Genomic DNA, 23,492 nt, shown 5'->3' on the forward strand with positions numbered 1-23,492 from the left:
TACTTATCGATTGCCGAGCGCTTCAATGAGGATACTCACTCGTCACATCGGGAGTTCCACTTGGATGCCGCATCGTTTCGTGTCGCCGTCATCGCGCTCGAATCGCGGAAGGGCGATGCCGCGCTCGACTGTCGATTCATCGCCGCAAAGCTCGCCTATGCCGCGCGCCAAGGCGTGTGGCTCGCGCTGTTTTCCCCTTCGGGTATCGACGATTCGCGCGCCGATCCGTTCGACGATCCGTCGATTCACGCGATCGCCGCCGCCGTCGATGAAAGCGGCGTCGCGGCGGGCGTCGGCTGGATCGAGCGCACCGAAGACGGCGGGCGCTTCGACAGCTACGCGATATGTTTTCCCGGCGGCGCGCGCGTGCGTCATCGCATGCCGAGTGCGGCGCGGCGCGGTTCGCACAGCGGCGATCGCTTCAGCGTATTCGACGCGCATCCGCTTGCGCACGAGACGGAACGCACGACGGAACGCACGATGCCGCGCGGTTCGCTGCCGCTCAGTTTCGCGATCGTCGGCCGTCATGGATTGACGGGTTGAATCGCGCCTCCGCACGGCTTTTATGTCCCGATACAATCGGACGAACAGCCCGGCACGGAGGTTTCGCACATGGATTTGATCATTCGCCGCGCGGCGCTCGCTCACTCGCGCGAACTCGTCGACATCGGCATGGAGGCGGGGCGCATCGCCGCGATCGAGCGGCATCTTGCGGCCACCGCGCGCGAGGAAATCGATGCGAACGGCTCGCTCGTCACCGCGCCTTTCGTCGACGCGCACTTCCATATGGACGCGACGCTTTCCTACGGCCTGCCGCGCGTGAATGCGTCCGGCACGCTGCTCGAAGGCATCGCGCTATGGGGTGAATTGAAGCCGGATCTCACGCAGGAAGCGCTCGTCGAGCGCGCGCTGCAGTACTGCGACTGGGCCGTCGCGCGCGGATTGCTCGCGATCCGTTCTCATGTCGATGTGTGCGATCCGCGGCTTCTGGCCGTCGAAGCGCTCGTCGAAGTGAAACGGCGCGTGAAGCCGTATCTCGATCTGCAACTTGTCGCGTTTCCGCAGGACGGCGTGTTGCGCAGCCCGGGCGCGTTCGACAATCTGAAGCGCGCGATCGCGATGGGCGTCGATGTCGTCGGCGGCATTCCGCACTTCGAGCGCACGATGGCGGACGGCGCGGCATCGGTGAAACTGCTGTGCGAATACGCGGCGGAGCAGGGCTTGCGCGTGGACATGCACTGCGACGAGTCCGACGATCCGATGTCGCGCCACATCGAAACGCTCGCTGCGGAGACGCATCGGCTCGGCTTGCATGGACGCGTCACCGGCTCGCATCTCACGTCGATGCATTCGATGGACAACTACTACGTCAGCAAGCTCATTCCGCTGATGCGCGAGGCGGGCGTGAATGCGATCGCGAATCCGCTCATCAACATCACGTTGCAGGGGCGCTCGGATACTTACCCGAAGCGGCGCGGCATGACGCGCGTGCCGGAACTGATGGCGGCGGGCATCACGGTCGCGTTCGGGCACGACTGCGTGATGGATCCGTGGTACAGCCTGGGTTCGGGCGACATGCTCGACGTCGCGCACATGGGCTTGCACGTCGCGCAGATGACGGGCGTCGACGCGATGCGCGCGTGCTTCGATGCGGTCACGAAAAATCCTGCGCGGATTCTCGGGCTCGAAGGGTATGGCATCGAAGTGGGCTGCAACGCGGATTGCGTGGTGCTGGATGCGCGCGATCCTGTCGAAGCTATTCGGCTGCGGGCGGCGCGAACGGTTGTTGTCAGGCGCGGAAAGGTGGTGAGCCGGAGTCCGGCCGTGCGCGCGACGCTGGCGCTGGAAGGAAGGCCGGGGGAGGTGGATTTCAGGATTGAGAGGCGATAAAAAAAACCCGGTCCTCGCGGACCGGGTTTTCGCATCAATCGGCAGGAGACGTCAATGCACCGTCGCGCCCGACATCCCGTTATGCCTCAACAACGCGTCGATATCCGGCTCGCGCCCACGGAACGCCTTGAACGATTCCATCGCCGGACGACTGCCGCCGACTTCCAGAATCTCGCGACGATAACGCGTACCCGTGGTCGCATCGAGCACCGAACCGCTTCCGGCCTTCGCGGCTTCCTCGAACGCGGCGTACGCATCGGCGGATAAAACTTCTGCCCACTTGTAGCTGTAATACCCCGCCGCATACCCGCCCGCGAAAATATGGCTGAACGTATTCGGCCAGCGCGAGAAGGGCGCCTGCGGGATCACATGGAACTTCTCGTTGATCGCGCGTGCGAGATCGTTGACGTTCTGCGTCGCGTTGGCCGGATCGTAGGACGTGTGCAGCACCATATCGAACATCGAAAAGACGATCTGGCGCAGCGTGCCCAAACCGCTCTGGAAGTTCTTCGCGGCGAGCATCTTGTCGAACAGTTCGCGCGGCAGCGGCGCGCCGGTTTCGACGTGCGCGGACATGTCGGTCAACACGTCCCATTCCCAGCAGAAATTCTCCATGAACTGCGACGGCAGTTCGACCGCATCCCACTCCACGCCGTTGATGCCCGACACGCCCAGTTCGTCGATGCGCGTCAGCATGTGATGCAGCCCATGCCCGAATTCGTGGAACAGCGTGATGACTTCATCGTGCGTGAAGCATGCGGGTTTGCCGCCCACCGGCGCCGAAAAGTTGCAGGTGAGATAAGCAACCGGCGTCTGCACGCCGCCTTCGCCGCGCTTGTGACGCGAGCGCGCGTCGTCCATCCATGCGCCGCCGCGCTTGCCTTCGCGCGCGTAGAGGTCGAGATAGAACTGCGCGACGAGCGTGCCGTCCTTGTTCTCGACGCGAAAAAAGCGCACGTCCGGATTCCACACGGCGGCTTCGTCGCGGCGGATCGACACGTTGAAGAGCGTCTCCGTCACCTTGAAGAGGCCCTTCAACACGGCTTCTTGCGGGAAGTACTGCTTCACTTCGTTTTCCGAGAACGAATAGCGCTTCTGACGCAGCTTCTCCGCCGCGTACGCGATGTCCCACGGCTGCAACTCGGGCATGCCGAGCTCGGTCGCGGCGAACGCGCGCAGTTCCATCCAGTCGTTTTCGGCGTAGGGGCGGGCGCGCTTCGCCAAGTCTTCGAGGAACGCGATGACCTGCGCGGGCGATTCCGCCATCTTCGGCGCGAGCGACACTTCCGCGAAGTTCTGATAACCGAGCGTCTTCGCTTCTTCCTCGCGCAGCTTCAGATGCTCGACGACGTTCGCCGTGTTGTCCCATTCGGCCTTGCCGTTGCCATAGGTCGCGCCGAGTTCGGACGCGCGCGTGACGTACGCGCGATACATCGCCTCGCGCATCGGACGATGCTCCGAATACTGCAGCACCGGGAAATACGACGGGAAATGCAGCGTGAACTTCCAGCCTTCCTTGCCGTCGCGTTGCGCGGCTTCGTGGGCGGCTTCGATCACGTCGTCGGGCAGACCGGCGAGATCGCTCTTCTGCGTGACGATGTACGCATAGGCGTTGGTCGAATCGAGGACGTGATCCGAAAACGCCTTCGACAGCGCCGCCTGTTCTTCCTGCAACTGCGCGAAACGCGGCTTGCGGTCTTCGGGTAATTCGGCGCCCGAGAGACGGAAATCGCGCAGCGAGTTTTCGAGGATTTTTTTGCGCTCGGCCGACAAGCCCGCGAATTCGGTACCGGCGGCGATCGCCTTGTACTTTTCGTAGAGCGCGAGATTCTGTCCGACGCTCGCCGAGAATTCGGTCACGCGCGGCAGGTTTTCAGCGTGGGCGGCGCGCAGTTCGGGCGTATCGGCGACGGCGTTCAGATGGCCGACGATGCCCCACGCGCGCGACAATTTTTCCGATTCCTGCTCGACGGCAGCGACGACGTCTTTCCACGTCGCAGGCGTCTCGGGCGCGCTTGCACGGTCGACGGCGGCCTTGGCATTGGCAAGGAGCACATCGAGCGCGGGCGTGACGTGCGCCGGCTGAATCTCGCCGAAACGCGGAAGATCGGAGAAGTCGAGCAGCGGATTGGCCGCTGCCGCTTCGGACGTGATGGCTGACGTGGTATCGCTCATGGCTCTCCCGTGCTGATATTGGATGACGCCGCACGGGTGTCGCGCCCCGCGCCGGCTCGTTCGGAGATTATTGGGGCGGGCGCGGCAAATTCCAATCGTTTGTTTTTAAGGGGCCGATTAAGGCAATGCCCGGCATTCCCCTACAACCCGCGGCCGCCCCACGCCGCTCAAGCCTGCGCCGCGCGCTCGGCCGCTTCGATCGTGTTGACGAGCAGCATCGTGATGGTCATCGGGCCGACGCCGCCCGGCACCGGCGTGATATAGCCCGCCACTTCCTTCACGCCCGCGAAATCGACGTCGCCGCACAGCTTGCCTTCGTCGTTGCGGTTCATGCCGACGTCGATGACCGTCGCGCCCGGGTTCACCATGTCGGCGGTGAGGATGTCGCGGCGGCCGACCGCGGCGACGATCACATCGGCGTCGCGCGTATGTTTGGCGAGGTCGCGCGTCTTGCTGTGGCAGATCGTGACGGTCGCGCCCGCTTCGAGCAGGAGCAGCGCCATCGGCTTGCCGACGATGTTCGAGCGCCCGATCACGACGGCGTTCGCGCCTTTCAGGTCGATGCCGTGCGCTTCGAACATCTTCATCACGCCGTAGGGCGTGCACGGGCGAAAGAGCGGCTTGCCGGTCAGAAGCGCGCCCGCATTGGCGACGTGAAAACCGTCGACGTCCTTTTCCGGCGCGATCGCCTCGATGACCTTGTGGCTGTCGATGTGGGCGGGCAGCGGCAGTTGCACGAGGATGCCGTGGATCGACGCATCGGCGTTGAGCTTTTCGATGTGCGCGAGCAGTTCGTTTTCGGCGAGCGTCGCGGGGAAACGGTCCATCACCGAGTGCAGGCCGTTGTCCTGGCAGGCCTTCACCTTGTTGCGCACGTAGACTTCGCTCGCCGGATTGTCGCCGACGAGCACGACGGCCAGGCCCGGCTTGTGTCCACGGGCGGAGAGGGCGGCGGCGCGCCGGGCGACATCGGCGCGAAGGGTCTTGGATAGGGCGTTGCCGTCGATGAGTTGGGCGGTCATGGCGAATCGGATCGAGGATGGGCGAGGGCGCGCGAGGGCGTGAAGCCGACGCCGTGCCCGCCGCTCTGATCGGCGACGGTGCGCGGCGCTCGCGCAAGGTGCTGGGCGCTTGCTTGGCCGCTGTGCGGCAAATGCGCCCTTGGGAAGGGCGAAATTATACCGCCGGGCGCGCTCGGGAGTCTCGGCGGGTCACCGACGTGAAACCAGAATCTCGGATCTGCTGCGTGCTGATGAGTCTTCGCCCAGCGCTTGTCAAATTACTTGCCGCTTACCAGTAAACCACCGTTCTTCCGGGATACTCCCTGCCGCGTTATTTACCGATGCTTGCAGGAGAAAATCAAGAATGTCTTTCGGAAAATGTGCAGTCATATCATTGACGTTTAGCAGTGTCGTTTTGCTTTCCGCCTGCGGTGGCGGAGGCTCCGGCGGCGCGGATGAGAACCGTCAGCCCGCCAGCGCGCCCGCCGCGGCCGCACCGGCCAGCGCGGCGTCGTCGACGGTCCCTTCGACAGATTTGCCGACCAGCGCCAGCGCGCCTGCTGCGGCGTCTTCGCCGGCAACGGTGGGGGAAGCACTGCCGAGCCTCGCGAATCCGCAAGCAGGATCGACGGCGCAAACAGGAACGAACGCCGAAGGAATCTGGACGACGAATTCGCTGACGAACCGCACCATCGCGCTAGTCGATCCGGACGGCAATATCTCGTCGCTCAATGCGATTGGGTCGATCGTGACCAGCGCACTCTATGGCGTCATCTCATACTCGCCGCAGGCCTGGACGCTGACGTCCGGTCTGTCTTTCAACAACATGCTGTTCGCGTATCCGACGAGCTCGGGAAGCGGAACCTACTCGCCGCGAAACACTTTCAGCGGGAGCTACGTCGCGAATGGAGCGACCACGGAGTTCTCGTCGAACTACGATGCAGCGAACGCATTGAGTGTCACGCAGCAGAGCGTCGCGGGCACCTGGACGCAATCGTCGACGTCGCTGACGATCGCCGACGACGGCTCTTTCACAGGCAAACTAAGCGGTTGCGACGTCAGCGGAAAAATGTTGCTGGCGACCCCCGGCAGCAATCGCAACATGTACGCCGTGACGATGAGCGTGGCGCCCGCCACTTCCTGCTCGGTGCCCGCCGGCACGACCTATACCGGCAACGCGGCCATTCTGTTCGTGCCGATCACCGGCAGCAATGGTTATCGCCGAACGGTTCTGTACAACGTGCATAACCTGAACGAACTTCGTTATGCCTACGGCCAGTTGACGAAACAATAGTCCTCTCGCCCTGAGCCGCGCGCCACCCCGCGCCCGCTCAGGGCGTCACCACCTTCCACGACGAATCCGGGTTGAACGACTTGATCGCCGCCGCCTTGCTTGCGGAAGCCGGGCCCAGATCCTTCTCGTAGATCTGTCCGTCCTGATTGACCATGAACGTCATCACGCCCGTCTGGCCGTAGCGCGCGGGCGTCGCGATGACGCCGAAACCCTGCGTCAGCCGTCCGTCCTGAAGATAGTTCTTCGCGCCGCCCGGTGCGTTGGAGCCTTGCGACGTCAGAATGCGGTAGTGATAGCCGTAGTAGCCGTCCTTGTCGGTCGGCTTGTTCGGCATCGTCTCGGCGAGCGGACCGAGCGGGCTTTCCGGCTCGCCCGGCGCCGTGTCCCAGTAAAGGCCGTCGTGCTTGCCGGGCGTGCTCACGAAGCGGTCGGCGTAGCGCCCCGCCGTCTTGCGATAGTCGTCCTGCGCGGCGACGACCGCGAGCGCGACCTGCATCGCCGATCGCTCGTTGCGCCCGATGCGCCTCGTCAGCAGCTCGTCGCGCGCGGCGCGCATGTCGAAGCGCCAGCCGTTCGCGACCTTGACGAGCGGAATCGGCAGCGTCCAGCCGTCCGTGCCCGCTTCGATGCGCGCTGAAGGATGTCCGTCGACCTTTTGCGCATCCTCGACGATGCGATGCTGCTGCGCCCACGCGCCGAGGTACGCGTAGATATCCTCCCGGCCGATGCTGCCTTCGGGCACATATCGGCGATGGTCCTTGCCGAGCACTTTGGCGAGCGCGGCTTCGTCGTTGGTGGCGATGGCGTCGGTGAACGCTTGCGCCGCCGCTTCGGGCGTCGGATAAACGGCCTGCGCGTGCGCGAGCGACGCGCCGAGCACGAGCGACGCGACCGCGAACGCGCGCAGGACGAGCTTCTTCGATGAGGCGAATGGTTTCATGTCGGGCTCCTGGATCTGGCGTTCGCCGCATTCGCGGCGTTTGACGATGGAATCGATCATCAACGGCGGAAGCCTCCGCCGCCGCCTCGATGGAACCCGCCGCCGCCGCCGCCACCGCCGTGGAATCCGCCACCGCCGCCGCCTTGAAATCCGCCGCCGCCACGTTGCACGCCGCCTCCGCCCGCGCCCAAACCACCGCCACCGCCACCGCCGCCGCCCGCCTGACGCTGAACACCGCCGCCACCCGCGCCGGCGCGCTCATGCGACTGATTGAACGACTGCCGGCTCGCCTGTCCGCGCTGCATGTCCTGGCGCGCGCCGTTGCCATCGCCCGCGCCGCGCAGCGCGTTGTCGCGATTTACGTCCTGCGAGCGCTGACGAAGATCGCTCGTCGTGCGCGCGTTCGGTCCGCCGCCCTCGCGGATGCTCTGCGCGCGCTGGCTCGCCGATTCGTTGAGGTTCTGGCCGGTGCGCTGCTGCAAGGTCTGCGCGGCTTGCGCGCGCGCATCCTCGCGGCCCCGGAACTGGTTGCCGTTCGCGCCGAGATTGGCGTTGTTCAGGTTCTGGCGGTTCGCGGCGACGTTCGTCCGGTTGAACTGCGGATCGTTGCGGTTCCAGCGCACGTTATTGCTGTTCGCATTGATGCGGTTGGCCGTGTTGATGTTGTTGTAGCGATTCACGTTGACGTTGACATCGCCGTGACCCCAGTTGCAGTTGCCCCACAGCGAATTCACGACCGCGACGCCTGTTGCGAACGCCATGCCGGTCATGAACGCCGACCCGATCGCATATCCGGGCGGCGGCGGCACATAGACCGGCGGATACGCGGGATATGGCCACGTCCCGTACACGACCGTCGGGTTGTAGGTCGGCACGTAGACGACTTGCGGATTGGCGGGCTCGATCTGGATCACCGTAGTGCTGGTGGTCGTACTGCCCGCCGGCGCGGGCGCGCTCGTGACTTTCTGCTGCTCGTTCGTCTTCAGATTGCCCGCGCTTTGCGCCGCGCGCCGCAGACGCTGAACGGAGTCCATCACGTCGCTCGGCTGCGCGATGAACGCGTTGCCGAGCTGCGTCACCCAGTCGATCTTGGAGGCCATCGTCGCGAGCGCCTGCGGGAAAGCGACGAGCGACTGCACGCTCGGGTCCCACGGCTGCGTCTGCACGGCTTTCACGGCGTCGTCGCCCTTGACGTTCGGATTCGCCTTCGACCAGTCGGCCGCTTCGGTAATCTGCGACGGATACGTCGACGCCATCAGGACTTGCGCGAGCAGCGCATCCGGATAGAGCGCGACCGGCGCGGTCAGCGCGTCGAGTTGCTGGTTCGTGAGTTTCTGGCCGGCCGGCGCGGCGTTCTGCGCTTGCGCGTCGAGCGGATGCGCGGCGAAAAGCGGCATCGCGGCGAGCGTGACGGCGAACGCGATCGCTCTTGCCGTGCCGATTTGCGAACCAATGACACCCATTCGTTTCGACATCGAATCCCCCCGTGCGAGACGTTGCGAGATCGTTGCGCGTAGCCGGGATTGAAGCGAGGAAATCGGGTAGTGATCCGGCGTGATTCAGCCAATATCACTTTTCAGTTCGGCGTTCAACGAACTTTGGCGGGAAGGAGATTCGGGCGCATTCGCTCGCGAGCGCGCCGATAAACGCGCGGCCGGCATGACGATGCCGGCCGCGAAGGGGAGAGCCGAAGCGCTTATTGCTGCGGCTTGTTCGACAGCGCGAGACGCAGCAGATCGGCCACCGTGTTCACGGAAAGCTTCTCCATGATGTTCGCGCGATGCGCTTCGACCGTCTTGATGCTGATGCCGAGATCGTCGGCGATCTGCTTGTTCAGCCGCCCGGCGATGATGCGTTCTAGCACCTGATGCTCGCGCGCCGTCAGCTTGCCCAAGCGCTCTGCGGCCGCGCGCTGCTGCTGCACGCTGGTGCTCTCGCTGCGCGCCTTTTCGAGCATGCGCTCGACGAGCTTGCGCAGTTCGGCTTCGTCGAACGGCTTCTCGATGAAGTCCATCGCGCCCTTCTTCATGGTCGAGACGGCCATCGGGACGTCGCCGTGCCCCGTCACGAAGATGATCGGCAAGAGCGAGTTCTCGGCGATGAGCTTCTCCTGCAGTTCGAGCCCCGTCATGCCGGCCATGCGCACGTCGAGGATCAGGCAGGAAATCGCGCCGGAATGGGCGATCGGCAGGTAGACGTCGAGGAACGATTCCGCGCTGGAGAAACACTGAACGCGATAGCCGTTTGCTTCGAGCAGCCAGCGCAAGGAATCACGTACGGCTTCGTCATCGTCGACGACGAAGACGGTTTCCTGAGTGGTGACTGTGCTCATAGTTCTCCCGTAACTGTTTGTTGTCTCGTATGTTCGTCCTGCGCATCCGTGCCGCCCGTGCCCGAGCCGCCTTCCACTTCGCCGATCGGCAGGCTGCAGTGGAAAGTCGCGCCGGTCACGTGGCCGTCCGCTTCGACGTTGTTGACCACCCAAAGGCGCCCGCGATGCGACTCGATGATCGAACGGCAGATGTTCAACCCCATGCCCATGCCGTCGGACTTGGTGCTGTAGAACGGCTCGAAGAGACGCTCGGCGGTTGCTTCGTCCACGCCCGGACCCTGATCGACCACGCTGATGCACACGAAGCCGCCGTCCATGCGCTGCACGACTACGCGTATCACCGGATCGACGGCGTGTGGTTTCGCATCATGCATCGCCTCGGCCGCGTTTTTCAACAGGTTGACCAACACTTGTTCGATCAAAACCGGGTCGACGTAGATGACGGGCATCCGCGAACGGATTTCGGTGACGATGCGGATCTTGCGTTTGCGCGCCTCGATCTCGGCGAGACCGACCGCGTCCGCGACGATATCCGCGACGCGCGCCGCCTGGCGCTTCGGTTCGCTGCGCTTCACGAACTCGCGGATGCGCTTGATGATCATGCCCGCGCGCACGGCCTGCTGCGCGGTTTTTTCGAGCACCGGAAGCAGCGTTTCCTGCGTCATGCGGCCGGATTTCACGAGCGCGACGCAGCCCGAGCAATAGTTGTTGATCGCGGCGAGCGGCTGATTCAGCTCGTGCGCGAGCGATGACGCCATTTCGCCCATCGTCATCAGGCGGCTCGTGAACTGGAGCTTTTCTTCCTGCTGATGCGCGAGTTCCTGCGCCTGCTTCCTCTGCGTGATGTCGGTGGCGATCTGCATCTGCGCGAGATGGCCGTCGACCCACTGAATGTACTGGCGGCGCACCTCGAACCACTTCTGAATGCCTTCGACGTAGACCTCCTGCGCGTCCGCCGAGCTTTCCGTGAGGGCGGTGGCGGGCAGGCCCGCGTAGGTATCGACCATGTCGATGGTGTCGGACGAACTCTGCGAACCGCCGTCGAACGCCGCGCCCGCGAGTTCCAGATGGCCGTCCGGACGAATGCCGAACAGATGCCGGTAATAGCGGTTCGCGAACAGCAGTTCGGCTTCGTCGGCGGCGAGCACGGAGACGGCGGCGTCGAGACTTTCGAGGACGGTGGTGAAGCGCTCGTGCGCGGCGGCGAGTTCCTCACGCGCGCGTTTCGGTTCGGTGATGTCCGTCATCGACGACATCCAGCCCGTCTGACGGCCGGAACTGTCGATGAGCGGCGAGACATAGAGTCGCGCGTGGAAAAATGACCCGTCTTTTCGGCGCACACGCAGTTCGAAACCGGAAGAGGGCGCTTTGCCGCGCAGCGTCATGTCGAGCTGGCGCTGCATCTCCGGATACGCGTCGCGCGGCCAGTACGGGAACGGCGCGTTCTTGCCGACGAGATCGCTTTCGTCCCAGCCCGTCATCCGGCAGAACGCCGGATTCACGTGCGTGATGCGGCCGTGCATGTCGAGCACGCGCATGCCGATCAGCACGGAGTTTTCCATCGCGCGACGGAAGAACGCCTCGGCGTAGAGCGCCTGCTGCGCCTCGAAGCGCTGGCGCGTGTGCTTCCACAGACTCCAGAGACTCCACAGCACGAAGCACGACAAACCGGCGACGAGCCAGACGAGCGTGTTGTTGGTGAAGTTCGTGAGCTGCGGATACGAGTACACGCGCACCGACAGGCCTTGTCCGGGCGGGTCGAGCGGCAGGTCGTAGAACATGTCGCGCGGCAGGCGCGGGCGGCTCGATGTGGTCGCGAGCTCGCGGTTGTTCAGATCGGTGATGGAAATCTTGTATTTCGCCGACAATTCGCTCGGAATGTCGTGCTTCAGTATGCCTTCGATCGAAAACACGGCCGCGATCGAGCCGAGGAATTCGCGGTCGCGGAAAACCGGCGTCTGCAGCGTGATGTAGCCGTTGCCGAGATCGTCGTACAGCAACGGCGAGTAGACTTGGCGGCGGGTGGTGCGCGCTTCGTCGAAGGCGGCCTGCACGGCCTCGTCCATCTGCGTGTCGTTCGGCTTGGCGAGGCGCGATCCGAGCACGGGCAGCGGCGTATTCGGCCAGCGCGGCTTATGCTCGCTCGTGTACCAGTTCATGTAGAGGATCTCGGGATGCCCCTGCATGATGTCGGTGGACGATGTCTGGAAGGTTTGCGGATCGCCGTGCCCGGTCGCGATGTCGCGCGCGAGCGCCTGGATCTGCTCCTGCGCACCGGTCATCGACAGGCGAATTTGTTGCTGAGCCCACGCGACGTTGCGATAAAGCGTGTCTTCCTGCTGCTGTTGCTCGCGCCGGTTCAGGCTCCAGAGAATCAGACTCATCACGATCAGAAACACCAGGATCGAAATGAGCGGCGTGAGTAAATAGGAGTTCGACCACCACGGTCCGTGGTGCCAGCGGGAGGGCGAGGCGTCGGTCGGCTTGCGCGCGGACCTCGCCGAGCGTTTGATCAGCCGTTCGGTCAACATGGAGCGATTGTAACGCACCACCTGATTGTTAAATGGCGTAAAAAGACGGTAAAGCGTGCTCAGTTGCAGGAAAAGGAGGAGAAACATCTGAACAAAAAAGTCTTATCGGACGGTGCGTTGCAGCAATTTTTCGCATGGTGAGATTGGCTCTCATGATTTGAAAAATTCCTTGCGTCATGGTCTGGACCCTCTTTAGAATTGCCGGCACGCGGCCAGTGCCCGCTTTTCCGCGTGTGTTCGCGGGCGTGCGCCGGCGGTTCTCATCGAGTGTTCCTCACATCAGGAGACGAGCATGTCCGCTGTACCCGACGAAGTTCTCAAATATGTCGCCAACGCCAAGGACGACGATCCTCAGGAAACCGCCGAGTGGCTCGATGCGCTCGACGGCGTGATTTCCGCGGTCGGTCCTGATCGCGCGCACTACCTGATCGAGAAACAGATCGAATTCGCTCGCGTGCATGGCGAGCACCTGCCGTTTTCGGCGAACACGCCGTACATCAACACGATCCCCGTCGCTTCGCAGGCGAAGATTCCGGGCGATCAGGACATCGAACACCGCATCCGCTCGTACACCCGCTGGAACGCCATCGCGATGGTGCTGCGCGCGGGCAAGGACACGAACGTCGGCGGTCACATCGCTTCGTTCGCATCGGCCGCGACGCTCTACGACGTCGGCTTCAATCACTTCTGGCACGCGCCTTCGAAAGATCACGGCGGCGACCTCGTCTTCGTGCAGGGCCACTCGTCGCCGGGCGTCTATTCGCGCGCGTTCCTGCTCGGCCGCCTGACCGAAAAGCAACTGAACAACTTCCGCCAGGAAGTGGGCGGCGAGGGCATCTCGTCGTATCCGCATCCGTGGCTGATGCCGGATTTCTGGCAATTCCCGACCGTGTCGATGGGCCTCGGCCCGATCATGGCGATCTATCAGGCGCGCTTCATGAAGTACATGGCCGCGCGCGGCATGGCGAAGACCGAAGGCCGCAAGGTCTGGGCGTTCCTCGGCGACGGCGAAACGGACGAGCCGGAATCGCTCGGCGCGATCGGCATGGCCGGCCGCGAGCGTCTGGACAACCTCGTGTTCGTCATCAACTGCAATCTGCAGCGACTGGACGGCCCGGTGCGCGGCAACGGCAAGATCATTCAGGAACTCGAAAGCGAATTCCGCGGCGCCGGCTGGAACGTCATCAAGGTCATCTGGGGCAGCCGCTGGGACGCGCTCTTCGCACGCGACAAGACCGGCGCGCTGATGCGCCGCATGATGGAAGTCGTCGACGGCGAATATCAGACGTACAAGTCGGAGTCGGGCGCGTTCGTGCGCGAGCACTTCTTCAACACGCCGGAACTCAAGGCGCTCGTCTCCGACTGGTCCGATGACGACATCTGGAACCTGAACCGCGGCGGCCACGATCCGCACAAGATCTACGCGGCCTTCGACGCAGCGACCAAGACGAAGGGCGCGCCGACCGTCATCCTCGCCAAGACCATCAAGGGCTATGGCATGGGCGAGCATGGTCAGGCGATGAACATCACGCACCAGCAGAAGAAGCTGCCGATCGACACGCTGAAGAAATTCCGCGACCAATTCCGTCTGCCGCTTACCGACGAGCAGATCGCCGACGTGCCGTATCTCACGTTCGAGGAAGGCTCGAAGGAACTCGAATACATGCGCCAGAAGCGCATGGACCTGGGCGGCTATCTGCCGACGCGCCGCGAGAAGGCCGAATCGCTGCCGGTGCCGGCGCTGTCCGCGTTCGAGCCGCTCTTGAAGGGCACGGGCGAAGGCCGCGAAATCTCCACGACGATGGCGTTCGTGCGGATCCTCAACATCCTGCTGAAGGACAAGGCGCTCGGCAAGCGCATTGTCCCGATCGTCCCGGACGAGTCGCGCACGTTCGGCATGGAAGGCCTCTTCCGCCAGATCGGCATCTGGAATCAGGACGGCCAGAAGTACATCCCGGAAGACTCCGACCAGCTGATGTTCTACAAGGAATCGGAGACGGGGCAGATCCTGCAGGAAGGCATCAACGAAGCCGGTGGCATGTGTGACTGGATCGCGGCCGCGACGTCGTACTCGACGCACGGCGAGATCATGATCCCGTTCTACATCTTCTACTCGATGTTCGGCTTCCAGCGCATCGGCGATCTGGCGTGGGCCGCGGGCGACATGCGTTCGCGCGGATTCCTGCTGGGCGGCACCGCTGGCCGCACGACGCTGAACGGCGAAGGGCTGCAGCACGAAGACGGCCACTCGCTGCTGTGGGCGGCATCGATTCCGAACTGCGTGAGCTATGACCCGACGTTCGGTTACGAACTCGCCGTCATCATGCAGGACGGCCTGCGCCGCATGGTCGCGGACCAGGAAGACGTGTACTACTACATCACCGTGATGAACGAGAACTACGAGCATCCGGCGATCCCGCAAGGCGATGCCGTGGCTTCGGACATCATCAAGGGCATGTACGCCTTCAAGAAGGCCGATGCGCCGGCCAAGGCGCACGTTCAGTTGATGGGCGCGGGCACGATCTTCAACGAAGTCATCGCCGCGGCTCAACTGTTGAAGGACGACTGGGGCGTCAGCGCCGATCTGTGGAGCGTGCCGAGCTTCACCGAACTGGCCCGCGACGGTCAGGCGTGCGAGCGCTGGAACCTGCTGCATCCGACCGAAGAGAAGAAGCTGCCGCACGTCACGGCGCTGCTGAAGGACGCGAAGGGCCCGGTGATCGCATCGACGGATTACATCCGCGCGCTCGTCGACCAGATTCGCGGCTATGTCCCGCAGAAGTTCGTGGTGCTCGGCACCGACGGCTATGGCCGCTCGGATACGCGCGAAGCGCTGCGCCACTTCTTCGAAGTCGACCGCTACTGGGTGACGCTGGCTGCGCTCAACGCGCTGGCCGACGAAGGCACGATCGAGCGCAAGGTCGTCGCCGAGGCGATCAAGAAGTACAACCTCGACCCGTCCAAACCCAACCCGATGACCGTCTAAAGGCATCGCCCCCGTGCGTTGTGACGCGGCCTCTTTCCGAAGCGGAAGGAGGCCCGCGTGCGACCCAGGAGACACTAATAATGAGTCAAGCGATCGAAGTCAAAGTGCCGGACATCGGCGATTTCAAGGACATCCCCGTGATCGAGGTGCTGGTCAAGGTGGGTGATACGGTCGAACCCGAGCAGTCGCTCGTCACGCTCGAATCCGACAAGGCCACGATGGACGTGCCGAGCTCGGCGGCGGGCGTCGTGAAGGAAGTGAAGGTCAAGGTCGGCGATAACGTGTCGGAAGGCTCGCTCATCGTCGTGCTCGAAGGCGGCGGTGCGGCCGCTGCGCCGGCTCCGGCGCCGGCTGCGGCGCCCGCGCCCGCGCCCGCGCCGGCTGCCGCGCCCGCTGCAAGCGGCGGCGGTTCCGTCGAAGTGAAAGTGCCGGACATCGGCGACTTCAAGGACATCCCGGTCATCGAGATCGCGGTGAAAGTCGGCGACAAGGTCGAGAAGGAGCAGTCGCTCGTCACGCTCGAATCCGACAAGGCCACGATGGACGTGCCGAGCCCGGCGTCGGGCACGGTCAAGGAACTGAAGGTCAAGATCGGGGATACGGTCTCCGAAGGCACGCTGATCCTCGTGCTGGAAGGCGGCGCAGGCGGCGCGGCCGCACCGGCGCCCACGCCCGCGCCGGCGGCACCGAAGGAAGTGCCCTCGGATGCGCCCGCGAAGCCCGCGCCCGCGCCGAAGGAAGCGCCGTCCGCGCTCGCGCAGGCGCCTGTCATTCCCGCCGGCGACGGCTCGCGCACGTCGAGCCACGCGTCGCCGTCGGTGCGCAAGTTCGCGCGGGAACTGGGCGTCGATGTGTCGCGCGTGCGCGGCACCGGGCCGAAGAACCGCATCACGCAGCAGGACATCACCGCGTTCGTGAAGGGCGTGATGTCGGGACAGGGCGCGGCGCCTGCGGCTGCGGCGCCGGCTGGCGGTGGCGGCGGCGAACTCGGCCTGTTGCCGTGGCCGAAGATCGACTTCACGAAGTTCGGTCCGGTCGAGCCGAAGCCGCTCTCGCGCATCAAGAAGATCTCGGGCGCGAACCTGCATCGCAACTGGGTGATGATCCCGCACGTCACGAACAACGACGAAGCCGACATCACCGAGCTCGAAGAATTGCGCGTGAAGCTCAACAAGGAGCACGAGAAAGCGGGCGTGAAGTTCACGATGCTCGCGTTCGTCATCAAGGCCGTGGTCTCGGCGCTGAAGAAGTTCCCGGACTTCAACGCGAGCCTCGACGGCGACAACCTCGTCTTCAAGCAGTACTACCATATCGGTTTCGCGGCCGATACGCCGAACGGCCTCGTCGTTCCGGTGATCCGCGACGCGGACAAGAAGGGCCTCGTCGATATCGCCAAGGAAATGGCGGAGCTGTCGAAGCTCGCGCGCGACGGCAAGCTGAAGCCCGATCAGATGCAGGGCGGCTGCTTCTCGATCTCGTCGCTGGGCGGCATCGGCGGGACGCACTTCACGCCGATCATCAACGCGCCCGAAGTCGCGATCCTCGGTCTGTCGCGCGGCTATCAGAAGCCCGTGTGGGACGGCAAGCAGTTCGTGCCGCGCCTCACGCTGCCGATGTCGCTGTCGTATGACCATCGCGTCATCGACGGCGCGGCCGCGGCGCGCTTCAACGCTTATCTGTCGGCGATTCTGGGCGATTTCCGTCGCGTCATTCTCTGATCTGCTGATCTGGCCGACGGCGGAACCTCGGACGTTCGTCCGAGGTTCCATCCGCATATCTCTTAGGGGACAACATGAGTCTCGTCGAACTAAAAGTACCCGACATCGGCGACTTCTCCGATGTCGATGTCATCGAAGTCAATATCAAAGCCGGCGACGTCATCGAAAAGGAACAGGGCGTCATCACGCTCGAAACCGACAAGGCCACGATGGAAGTGCCCGCGGATGTCGCGGGGACCATCAAGGAAGTGAAGGTCAAGCAGGGCGACAAGGTGAGCCAGGGCTCGGTCATCGCGATGATCGAAACCGCCGGCGCTGCGGCCGCGCCATCGCCGGCTCCGGCTCCCGCCGCTGCGCCCGCACCGGCTGCGGCTTCGGGCGGCGGCGTGCAGGACGTGAAGGTGCCGGATATCGGCGACTTCAAGGACATTCCCGTCATCGAAGTGCATGTGAAGCCGGGCGATACGGTCGAGAAGGAGCAGTCGCTCATCACGCTCGAATCCGACAAGGCGACGATGGACGTGCCGTCGCCTGCCGCCGGCACGGTCAAGGAAGTGAAGGTGAAGGTCGGCGACAACGTGTCGGAAGGCACGCTGGTTCTGACGCTCGAAGGCGGCGCGTCCGCTGCGGCGCCTGCTCCCGCGCCCCAGAAAGCGGCGCCGGCAGCCGCGCCGACGCCCGCGCCGCAAGCAGGCAGCTACGCCGGCGCGGCCGATGTCGAATGCGACATGCTCGTGCTCGGCGCCGGTCCCGGCGGTTATTCGGCGGCATTCCGTTCCGCCGATCTCGGCATGAAGACCGTGCTCGTCGAGCGTTATTCGACGCTCGGCGGCGTGTGTCTGAACGTCGGCTGCATTCCGTCGAAGGCGTTGCTGCACACGGCGCTCGTCATCGACGAAGCGGCCGAGCTCGCGGCGCACGGCATCAGCTTCGGCGAGCCGAAGGTCGATCTCGACAAACTTCGCGGCTTCAAGGAAGGCGTCGTCAAGAAGCTGACCGGCGGTCTCGCGGGCATGGCGAAGGCGCGCAAGGTCCAGGTCGTGACGGGCGTCGGCGCGTTCGTCGATCCGAATCACATGGAAGTGAACGGCGCGGACGGCAAGAAGGTCGTCAAGTTCAAGCAGGCGATCATCGCGGCGGGTTCGCAGGCGGTGAAGCTGCCGTTCTTCCCGGACGATCCGCGTGTCGTCGATTCGACCGGCGCGCTCGAACTGCGCCAGCTTCCGAAGCGCATGCTGGTGGTGGGCGGCGGCATCATCGGGCTGGAAATGGCGACGGTGTATTCGACGCTCGGCGCGGACATCGACGTCGTCGAAATGCTCGACGGCCTGATGCTCGGCGCGGACCGTGATCTCGTGAAAGTCTGGGAGAAGTTCAATTCCAAGCGCTTCACGAACGTGATGCTCAAGACCAAGACGACCAAGGCGGAAGCCAAGGAAGACGGCATCTATGTGACATTCGAAGGCGAGAAGGCGCCGGCCGAGCCGCAGCGCTACGACCTCGTGCTGCTCGCGGTCGGCCGCAGCCCGAACGGCGGCAAGATCGGCGCGGACAAGGCGGGCGTCGCGGTGACGGATCGCGGCTTCATCAACGTCGACAAGCAGATGCGTACCAACGTGCCGCACATCTTCGCGATCGGCGATCTCGTCGGCCAGCCGATGCTCGCGCACAAGGCCGTGCACGAAGGCCACGTCGCGGCGGAAGCGGCGCACGGCGAGAAGGCGTATTTCGACGCGCTGCAGATTCCGTCCGTCGCTTATACGGATCCGGAAGTGGCGTGGGCCGGCAAGACGGAAGAGCAGTGCAAGGCCGAAGGCATCAAGTTCGGCAAGGCGGTGTTCCCGTGGGCCGCGTCGGGCCGCGCGATCGCCAACGGCCGCGACGAAGGTTTCACCAAGCTCATCTTCGATGAAGAGACGCATCGGGTGATCGGCGGCGGCATCGTCGGTCTGAATGCGGGCGATCTCATCAGCGAAGTGTGTCTCGCGATCGAGATGGGCGCGGATGCGACCGACATCGGCAAGACGATCCACCCGCACCCGACGCTCGGCGAATCGGTCGGCATGGCCGCCGAGTTGTACGAAGGCGTGTGCACGGACTTGCCGCCGCAGCGCAAGAAGTAAGCGTCCGCGGTTACAGAAGAAAGGCGCGCTCCTTGACCGGAGCGCGCCTTTTTGTTTGTGGGATTCACGAGCAATAGACGACAAAAAACCCGGCGCGATGGCCGGGTTCTTCGTGATTCTTGCTGCATCGGCCGGGCAGGGGCCCGGCGGCAAACTTACGCAACCGACTTCTTGGTGGCGCGGGCAGCTTGCTCGGTCGCTTGCGTAGCGGCCTTCGTCGCAGCCGTAGCGGCAGCGTTGAAGTTGCTTTCCGCAATTTCGACAGCTTGCTTCGTTGCCTTGTGAACCGTTTCGTACGTCGTGTTGGCGGCGGTGATGGCCGACTTCATGACGGCGACGGCGGTTTCCGAACCGGCCGGTGCGTTCTTCGCGACGTTGTCGACGAGCGTTTGGACCTTGCGGTTCTGCTCTTCGTACTGCGCTTCCGCGACGCGGGCGAATTCGGCTTGCGTGGCCGACGCGATTTCATACAGGTGACGGCCGTACGACAGCACCTTTTCCGCGACCGGCTGGGTCAGGCTGGCTTGCAGGGCGAGCAGTTCCTGCGCGTCCTTCACCGACAGCGCGCGCTGTGCGTTTTCCTGGCTTTCGGCCAGCGTGGACTTCACAACTTGCAGGTTCAGTTCGACGAGCTTCTCAACGCCTTCGAACGCCTTGTTCGTGAGGCCGAACAGCGTGTCGAAGTTGGCTTTCTGTGCAGCGGCGATTTGCTCGGGGGTCAACAGCGTCATCTCAGGCTCCTGATGGCAGACCCATCAACGCGGGTCGTGGTTTGGGTAGATCCGGCGCGATATACCTGCCGGCTAGGTGCAACTGCGATTGGTGCGTCGCAACATGAGACCCATTTTAGAGATATTCCGATGGATGTCAAGCACTTTTTGTGCGCCGCACAATAGGCAGAAACCGTATGTTAAACAACAACTTACATGCCGATTGCGTGGTCGAAATAAGCGTCCGTGGAAACCCTATGCACTCAAGCTGGGCATGGCTTCCGACACGCATCGGGCCGCATGTTCAACACGATCAAAGCACGGCCTGATGAAACTTTGATGTTCCGGCGACGCGGACAGCGCGGGTTCTGCGGCGATGCGGAAGCGAGATATTTCTGAAGGTCGTCTTATTTTTAGGATGTCGCCGTACACCAAATTGTTGAAGAAACGTTAACATTTCGGCTGTCCGAGCTGTCTCGTGATCGTCTGTGCGCTCCGTTGGTGCTGACTCCCGTTCGTATCTCTGCGTTTTGTCTGATCCGATCCTCACGTTTCACTAAAGTCGTGGAAAGTTTTGCCGATAGTGCGTTTGTCGCGGTGTAGCAAAGCGCATTTTGGGCAGCACTATTTCGCCGGGCCGATCGTTTTTTCCGATCGAGGCGGTTTTTTGTTCAGCAATACGCAATCACGGCTTACAACTCGGTTTAACGAGTGCCGATAAGTGCTTAATATTGCTTAAATTTCGTAGCTTCACTACACTTGGCGGTACCCTCCAGCCGCCCAACAGAACACTAATGAAAACCGAAATGTTTTCGTCGTTGAAGGTGGTGCATGGCGTGGCAGTGCGCTCGGCATTGTCCATCGCCGTCTCCATCGCAGTAGCGACGTCCTTCGCAGCGGCTCCGGCTGAAGCCCTCGCGAAGACCGCCACCCAAACCAAAACCGCAAAGAAATCCACCGCCAAGGCTGAAAAGCCCGCGCGCGTCGCCAAGACCACGCTGAAAGCGCCGAAGCCCGCGAAAGCGGCGAAAGTCGCCGCGGCCGATGACGACGATGACGCGCCGCGCGCATCGCGCAAGCGTCGCGCGTCGTATCGCATGGAAGCGCATTCGCGACGCGCCGCGGTGCACGCGGTTGCGTTCCAGCCGCGCGCGACGTCGGTTGGTCAGGCGTTCGGCCTGCACGATACCCCCGACAGCCTCGCGCTGCGTTCGAGCGTGGCTTACGTCGTCGACCAGAACACGTCCGAGACGCTCTTCGACAAGAACTCGCGCGCCGTCGTGCCGATCGCATCGATCACGAAGCTGATGACCGCGATGGTCGTGCTCGATTCGCACATGCCGCTGACCGATGAAATCACCGTCACCGACGAAGACCGCGACTACGAGAAGTTCACGGGTTCGCGCCTCGCGGTCGGATCTCAACTGAATCGCGAAGACATGCTGCACATCGCGCTGATGGCGTCGGAAAATCGCGCGGCGGCGGCACTGTCGCGCTATTACCCGGGCGGCCGTCCGGCGTTCATCGCCGCGATGAACGCGAAGGCCAAGTCGCTCGGCATGGTCGACACGCACTTCGAGAATTCCACGGGACTCACGAGCCAGAACGTGTCGAGCGCGCGCGACCTCGTGAAGATGGTCAACGCGGCGTATCAATATCCGCTGATCCGCAAGTTCTCGACCGACCGCAGCTACGACGTCTTCACCGGCAAGCGCAATCTCGCCTACAACAGCACGAACGCGCTGATCCGCAATGCTTCGTGGGACATCGGCTTGCAGAAGACGGGCTTCATCAACGAAGCGGGCGAGTGCCTCGTGATGCAGGCAACCGTCAACGGCCGTCCGGTCGTCATCGTGCTGCTCGATTCGTACGGCAAGTATTCGCGCTTCGCCGACGCGGGCCGTCTGCGTTCGTATCTCGACACGCTCGGCGAGCCGCATATCATGAGCGCGGACATGGGCAGCGGCGCAAATCCTTGAGCGCCTGATCTTCGCTGATGCAAAAGCAAACGGGATTCGTCGAAAGACGAATCCCGTTTTGACATGCGGCGAAGAAATCAGCGATGCGCGTGTTGTTGCGCGTCGGAAGCTGCCTCTTCCGGGTGATATCCCAGCGATTGCGAGATCTCGAGCGCCGTGTGGCTCAATTGTTTCAGCCAGGCGTCCTGCAGACGATCGGCGGGCGCGGACAGCGACAAGCCGGCGACGAGGCGTCCCGTATCGTCGTAAATGCCCGCCGCGATACAGCGCACGCCGAGTTCGAGTTCCTCGTTGTCGCGCGCGCACGCCTGCTGGCGCACCAGCGACAGTTCGCGCTCGAGTTTCGAGAGATCGGTGATGCTGTTCTGCGTGTGGCCGGAGAGACCGGTTCGCATCGCATACGCGCGTACGCGCGCGGCTTCGTCGGCGGCGAGAAACAGCTTTCCGACCGACGTCAGATGCAACGGCGCGCGGCCGCCGATCGCACGCACGACCTGCATGCCCGAGCGCTCCGAGTACGCGCGCTCGATATAGACGATCTCGTCGCCTTGCCGCACGGAAAGATTGACGGTCTGCCCGGTCTGCCGATGCAACTCGCGCATCGGCGGCATCGCGGCTTCACGCACCGAAAGACGCGCCTTGACGAGATTGCCGAGCTCCAGCAAGCGCATGCCGAGGCGATACGTGCCGGGGTCCGACCGGTCCACGAGCCGGCATAGCACCATGTCGTTCAGAATGCGATGCGCCGTGGATGGGTGCAGATCGGTGCTCTGGGCGAGTTCTTTCAGGCTGACGGGGTCAGTGTGATCGGCGAGGGCGTCGAGAAGACGCATCATGCGCTCGATCACCTGAATGGAGGTTTTGGATTCCGGGTTCGTATCGCTCATCGTGAAAAATCGGTTGATGCGTCAAACAGCGGAATGGGGATTGTATCTCATAATGTGAAAAAAGCGAACGCTTCGCCAAAACAATGCGCTCGTCGATGACATCGATGGCCAGCGAGAAGCCCGTCGCGCGGGACTTATCAAGGATAATCGGCGCTGCGTTCACATCACTCCACAAACAGGAAACGCCCCAATGCGAGTCGGATTATTCGTGACATGTCTCATCGACATGATGCGCCCGGAAATCGGCTTCTCGGTCATCAAGCTGATCGAGCAGGCGGGTTTCGAAGTCGTCGTGCCGCCGTCGCAGACCTGTTGCGGCCAGCCTGCCTACAACTCGGGCGATCGGCCGCTCGCCCGCGATCTCGCCGAAAAAACGCTGCGCGAATTCGAGCAGTTCGACTATGTCGTGGTGCCGTCCGGTTCGTGCGGCGGCATGATCCGCGCGCACTACGGCGATCTCTTTCGCGACGATCCGCAATTGATGAGCCGCTTCGCGCGCCTTCAGCCGCGCGTGTTCGAACTGACCGATTTTCTCGTGAACGTCGCGAAGGCGCGCATGGAGCCGGGCGTGTTCGACGGCATGGTGACGTATCACGATTCCTGCTCGGGTCTGCGCGAACTCGGCGTGAAATCGCAGCCGCGCGAGCTGCTCGCCCAGGCAGGCGTGCCCGTGACCGAGATGGCCGGATGCGAGCATTGCTGCGGCTTCGGCGGCACCTTCGCGGTGAAGTACGGCGACATTTCGACGGCGATCGTCGATGAGAAATGCGCGAACATCAAGGCGAGCGGCGCGGATACCGTCGTGCTCGGCGACCTCGGCTGCATGCTGAACATCGAAGGGCGCCTGCGCCGCACCGGCGATACGTCGACGCGCGTGCTGCATATCGCGCAAGTGCTCGCGGGCGACGCGGCGCGTCGCGCCTGAA

17 protein-coding genes are annotated in these 23,492 nt (G+C 63.4%); 8 read left to right on the forward strand and 9 right to left on the reverse strand.

Going from position 1 to position 23,492, the window contains the following annotated elements:
• The first annotated feature begins 60 nt into the window (after window positions 1-60).
• Window positions 61-543: a hypothetical protein gene (locus QCE49_RS04640; RefSeq protein ID WP_250456462.1), complete on the forward strand. Its 483-nt coding sequence runs from the start codon at window positions 61-63 to the stop codon at window positions 541-543.
• 69 nt (window positions 544-612) lie between these two features.
• Window positions 613-1,890 carry an amidohydrolase family protein gene (locus QCE49_RS04645; protein WP_008350489.1) on the forward strand — a complete coding sequence of 426 codons (1,278 nt, stop codon included), beginning with the start codon at window positions 613-615 and terminating at the stop codon, window positions 1,888-1,890.
• A 51-nt stretch (window positions 1,891-1,941) separates the two neighbouring features.
• On the opposite strand, the gene QCE49_RS04650 is transcribed toward QCE49_RS04645, so the two are convergent.
• From QCE49_RS04650 to QCE49_RS04660, 3 genes are all read right to left on the reverse strand, one after another.
• The gene (locus QCE49_RS04650; RefSeq protein ID WP_250456460.1) at window positions 1,942-4,065 is read right to left on the reverse strand and encodes a M3 family metallopeptidase; all 2,124 of its coding nucleotides are present in this window, start codon (window positions 4,063-4,065) and stop codon (window positions 1,942-1,944) included.
• A gap of 167 nt (window positions 4,066-4,232) precedes the next feature.
• The gene (gene folD / locus QCE49_RS04655; protein WP_250456459.1) at window positions 4,233-5,087 is read right to left on the reverse strand and encodes a bifunctional methylenetetrahydrofolate dehydrogenase/methenyltetrahydrofolate cyclohydrolase FolD; all 855 of its coding nucleotides are present in this window, start codon (window positions 5,085-5,087) and stop codon (window positions 4,233-4,235) included.
• Between the two features lie 444 nt (window positions 5,088-5,531).
• Complete coding sequence (locus QCE49_RS04660; protein WP_235366345.1) at window positions 5,532-5,759, reverse strand: hypothetical protein; 228 nt, start codon at window positions 5,757-5,759, stop codon at window positions 5,532-5,534.
• A 55-nt stretch (window positions 5,760-5,814) separates the two neighbouring features.
• On the opposite strand from QCE49_RS04660, the gene QCE49_RS04665 reads away from it, so the two are divergent.
• Window positions 5,815-6,360 carry a hypothetical protein gene (locus tag QCE49_RS04665; RefSeq protein WP_239294958.1) on the forward strand — a complete coding sequence of 182 codons (546 nt, stop codon included), beginning with the start codon at window positions 5,815-5,817 and terminating at the stop codon, window positions 6,358-6,360.
• 37 nt (window positions 6,361-6,397) lie between these two features.
• Here the strand turns inward: QCE49_RS04665 and QCE49_RS04670 are convergent, their stop codons facing one another.
• The 4 genes from QCE49_RS04670 to fixL all read right to left on the reverse strand — a co-directional run bounded on the left by QCE49_RS04670 (window position 6,398) and on the right by fixL (window position 12,163).
• Complete coding sequence (locus tag QCE49_RS04670; RefSeq protein WP_235366347.1) at window positions 6,398-7,300, reverse strand: DUF2950 domain-containing protein; 903 nt, start codon at window positions 7,298-7,300, stop codon at window positions 6,398-6,400.
• Between the two features lie 59 nt (window positions 7,301-7,359).
• Window positions 7,360-8,763, reverse strand: a complete 1,404-nt coding sequence (locus QCE49_RS04675) for a DUF3300 domain-containing protein (protein WP_250456458.1) — start codon at window positions 8,761-8,763, stop codon at window positions 7,360-7,362.
• A 233-nt stretch (window positions 8,764-8,996) separates the two neighbouring features.
• Window positions 8,997-9,632 (reverse strand): oxygen response regulator transcription factor FixJ, encoded by a 636-nt coding sequence (fixJ, locus tag QCE49_RS04680; protein ID WP_008350478.1) that lies wholly within the window; start codon window positions 9,630-9,632, stop codon window positions 8,997-8,999.
• Window positions 9,629-12,163, reverse strand: coding sequence for an oxygen sensor histidine kinase FixL (fixL, locus tag QCE49_RS04685; RefSeq protein WP_034472179.1), 2,535 nt, complete (start codon window positions 12,161-12,163; stop codon window positions 9,629-9,631). Before fixL ends, fixJ begins: the two co-directional genes overlap by 4 nt.
• 292 nt (window positions 12,164-12,455) lie before the next feature.
• Between fixL and aceE the strand changes: the two genes are divergently transcribed.
• The 3 genes from aceE to lpdA all read left to right on the forward strand — a co-directional run bounded on the left by aceE (window position 12,456) and on the right by lpdA (window position 18,990).
• Complete coding sequence (gene aceE, locus QCE49_RS04690; RefSeq protein ID WP_250456457.1) at window positions 12,456-15,149, forward strand: pyruvate dehydrogenase (acetyl-transferring), homodimeric type; 2,694 nt, start codon at window positions 12,456-12,458, stop codon at window positions 15,147-15,149.
• 80 nt (window positions 15,150-15,229) lie between these two features.
• Complete coding sequence (gene aceF / locus QCE49_RS04695; protein WP_309805758.1) at window positions 15,230-16,867, forward strand: dihydrolipoyllysine-residue acetyltransferase; 1,638 nt, start codon at window positions 15,230-15,232, stop codon at window positions 16,865-16,867.
• A gap of 74 nt (window positions 16,868-16,941) precedes the next feature.
• The gene (gene lpdA, locus QCE49_RS04705) at window positions 16,942-18,990 is read left to right on the forward strand and encodes a dihydrolipoyl dehydrogenase (RefSeq protein WP_008350470.1); all 2,049 of its coding nucleotides are present in this window, start codon (window positions 16,942-16,944) and stop codon (window positions 18,988-18,990) included.
• A 155-nt stretch (window positions 18,991-19,145) separates the two neighbouring features.
• Here lpdA and QCE49_RS04710 read toward each other — a convergent pair whose 3' ends face one another.
• Window positions 19,146-19,721 carry a phasin family protein gene (locus tag QCE49_RS04710; RefSeq protein WP_008350468.1) on the reverse strand — a complete coding sequence of 192 codons (576 nt, stop codon included), beginning with the start codon at window positions 19,719-19,721 and terminating at the stop codon, window positions 19,146-19,148.
• 773 nt (window positions 19,722-20,494) lie between these two features.
• On the opposite strand from QCE49_RS04710, the gene pbpG reads away from it, so the two are divergent.
• On the forward strand, window positions 20,495-21,679 hold the full coding sequence (gene pbpG, locus QCE49_RS04715; protein WP_033537204.1) for a D-alanyl-D-alanine endopeptidase: 1,185 nt from the start codon (window positions 20,495-20,497) through the stop codon (window positions 21,677-21,679).
• A gap of 77 nt (window positions 21,680-21,756) precedes the next feature.
• Here pbpG and QCE49_RS04720 read toward each other — a convergent pair whose 3' ends face one another.
• On the reverse strand, window positions 21,757-22,566 hold the full coding sequence (locus tag QCE49_RS04720; protein WP_008350464.1) for an IclR family transcriptional regulator: 810 nt from the start codon (window positions 22,564-22,566) through the stop codon (window positions 21,757-21,759).
• 190 nt (window positions 22,567-22,756) lie between these two features.
• Between QCE49_RS04720 and QCE49_RS04725 the strand changes: the two genes are divergently transcribed.
• A complete protein-coding gene (locus tag QCE49_RS04725; RefSeq protein WP_034472139.1) occupies window positions 22,757-23,491 on the forward strand; it encodes a (Fe-S)-binding protein in 735 nt (244 codons plus the stop codon).
• Window position 23,492: the final 1 nt, after the last annotated feature.

This window comes from Caballeronia sp. LZ008 (assembly GCF_031451435.1).
In the GTDB taxonomy this organism is placed as follows: Bacteria; Pseudomonadota; Gammaproteobacteria; order Burkholderiales; family Burkholderiaceae; genus Caballeronia; species Caballeronia zhejiangensis.

Excerpts from the sequence above, each read along its gene's own strand:
- QCE49_RS04660 (WP_235366345.1), bottom strand. The coding sequence starts at position 5,759 with ATGGTGCGGTTCGTCAGCGAATTCGTCGTCCAGATTCCTTCGGCGTTC.
- QCE49_RS04650 (WP_250456460.1), bottom strand. The coding sequence starts at position 4,065 with ATGAGCGATACCACGTCAGCCATCACGTCCGAAGCGGCAGCGGCCAAT.
- QCE49_RS04675 (WP_250456458.1), bottom strand. The coding sequence starts at position 8,763 with ATGGGTGTCATTGGTTCGCAAATCGGCACGGCAAGAGCGATCGCGTTC.
- folD (WP_250456459.1), bottom strand. The coding sequence starts at position 5,087 with ATGACCGCCCAACTCATCGACGGCAACGCCCTATCCAAGACCCTTCGC.
- lpdA (WP_008350470.1), top strand. The coding sequence starts at position 16,942 with ATGAGTCTCGTCGAACTAAAAGTACCCGACATCGGCGACTTCTCCGAT.
- QCE49_RS04710 (WP_008350468.1), bottom strand. The coding sequence starts at position 19,721 with ATGACGCTGTTGACCCCCGAGCAAATCGCCGCTGCACAGAAAGCCAAC.
- aceF (WP_309805758.1), top strand. The coding sequence starts at position 15,230 with ATGAGTCAAGCGATCGAAGTCAAAGTGCCGGACATCGGCGATTTCAAG.
- QCE49_RS04645 (WP_008350489.1), top strand. The coding sequence starts at position 613 with ATGGATTTGATCATTCGCCGCGCGGCGCTCGCTCACTCGCGCGAACTC.
- QCE49_RS04725 (WP_034472139.1), top strand. The coding sequence starts at position 22,757 with ATGCGAGTCGGATTATTCGTGACATGTCTCATCGACATGATGCGCCCG.
- QCE49_RS04670 (WP_235366347.1), bottom strand. The coding sequence starts at position 7,300 with ATGAAACCATTCGCCTCATCGAAGAAGCTCGTCCTGCGCGCGTTCGCG.
- fixL (WP_034472179.1), bottom strand. The coding sequence starts at position 12,163 with ATGTTGACCGAACGGCTGATCAAACGCTCGGCGAGGTCCGCGCGCAAG.
- aceE (WP_250456457.1), top strand. The coding sequence starts at position 12,456 with ATGTCCGCTGTACCCGACGAAGTTCTCAAATATGTCGCCAACGCCAAG.
- QCE49_RS04720 (WP_008350464.1), bottom strand. The coding sequence starts at position 22,566 with ATGAGCGATACGAACCCGGAATCCAAAACCTCCATTCAGGTGATCGAG.
- pbpG (WP_033537204.1), top strand. The coding sequence starts at position 20,495 with ATGAAAACCGAAATGTTTTCGTCGTTGAAGGTGGTGCATGGCGTGGCA.
- fixJ (WP_008350478.1), bottom strand. The coding sequence starts at position 9,632 with ATGAGCACAGTCACCACTCAGGAAACCGTCTTCGTCGTCGACGATGAC.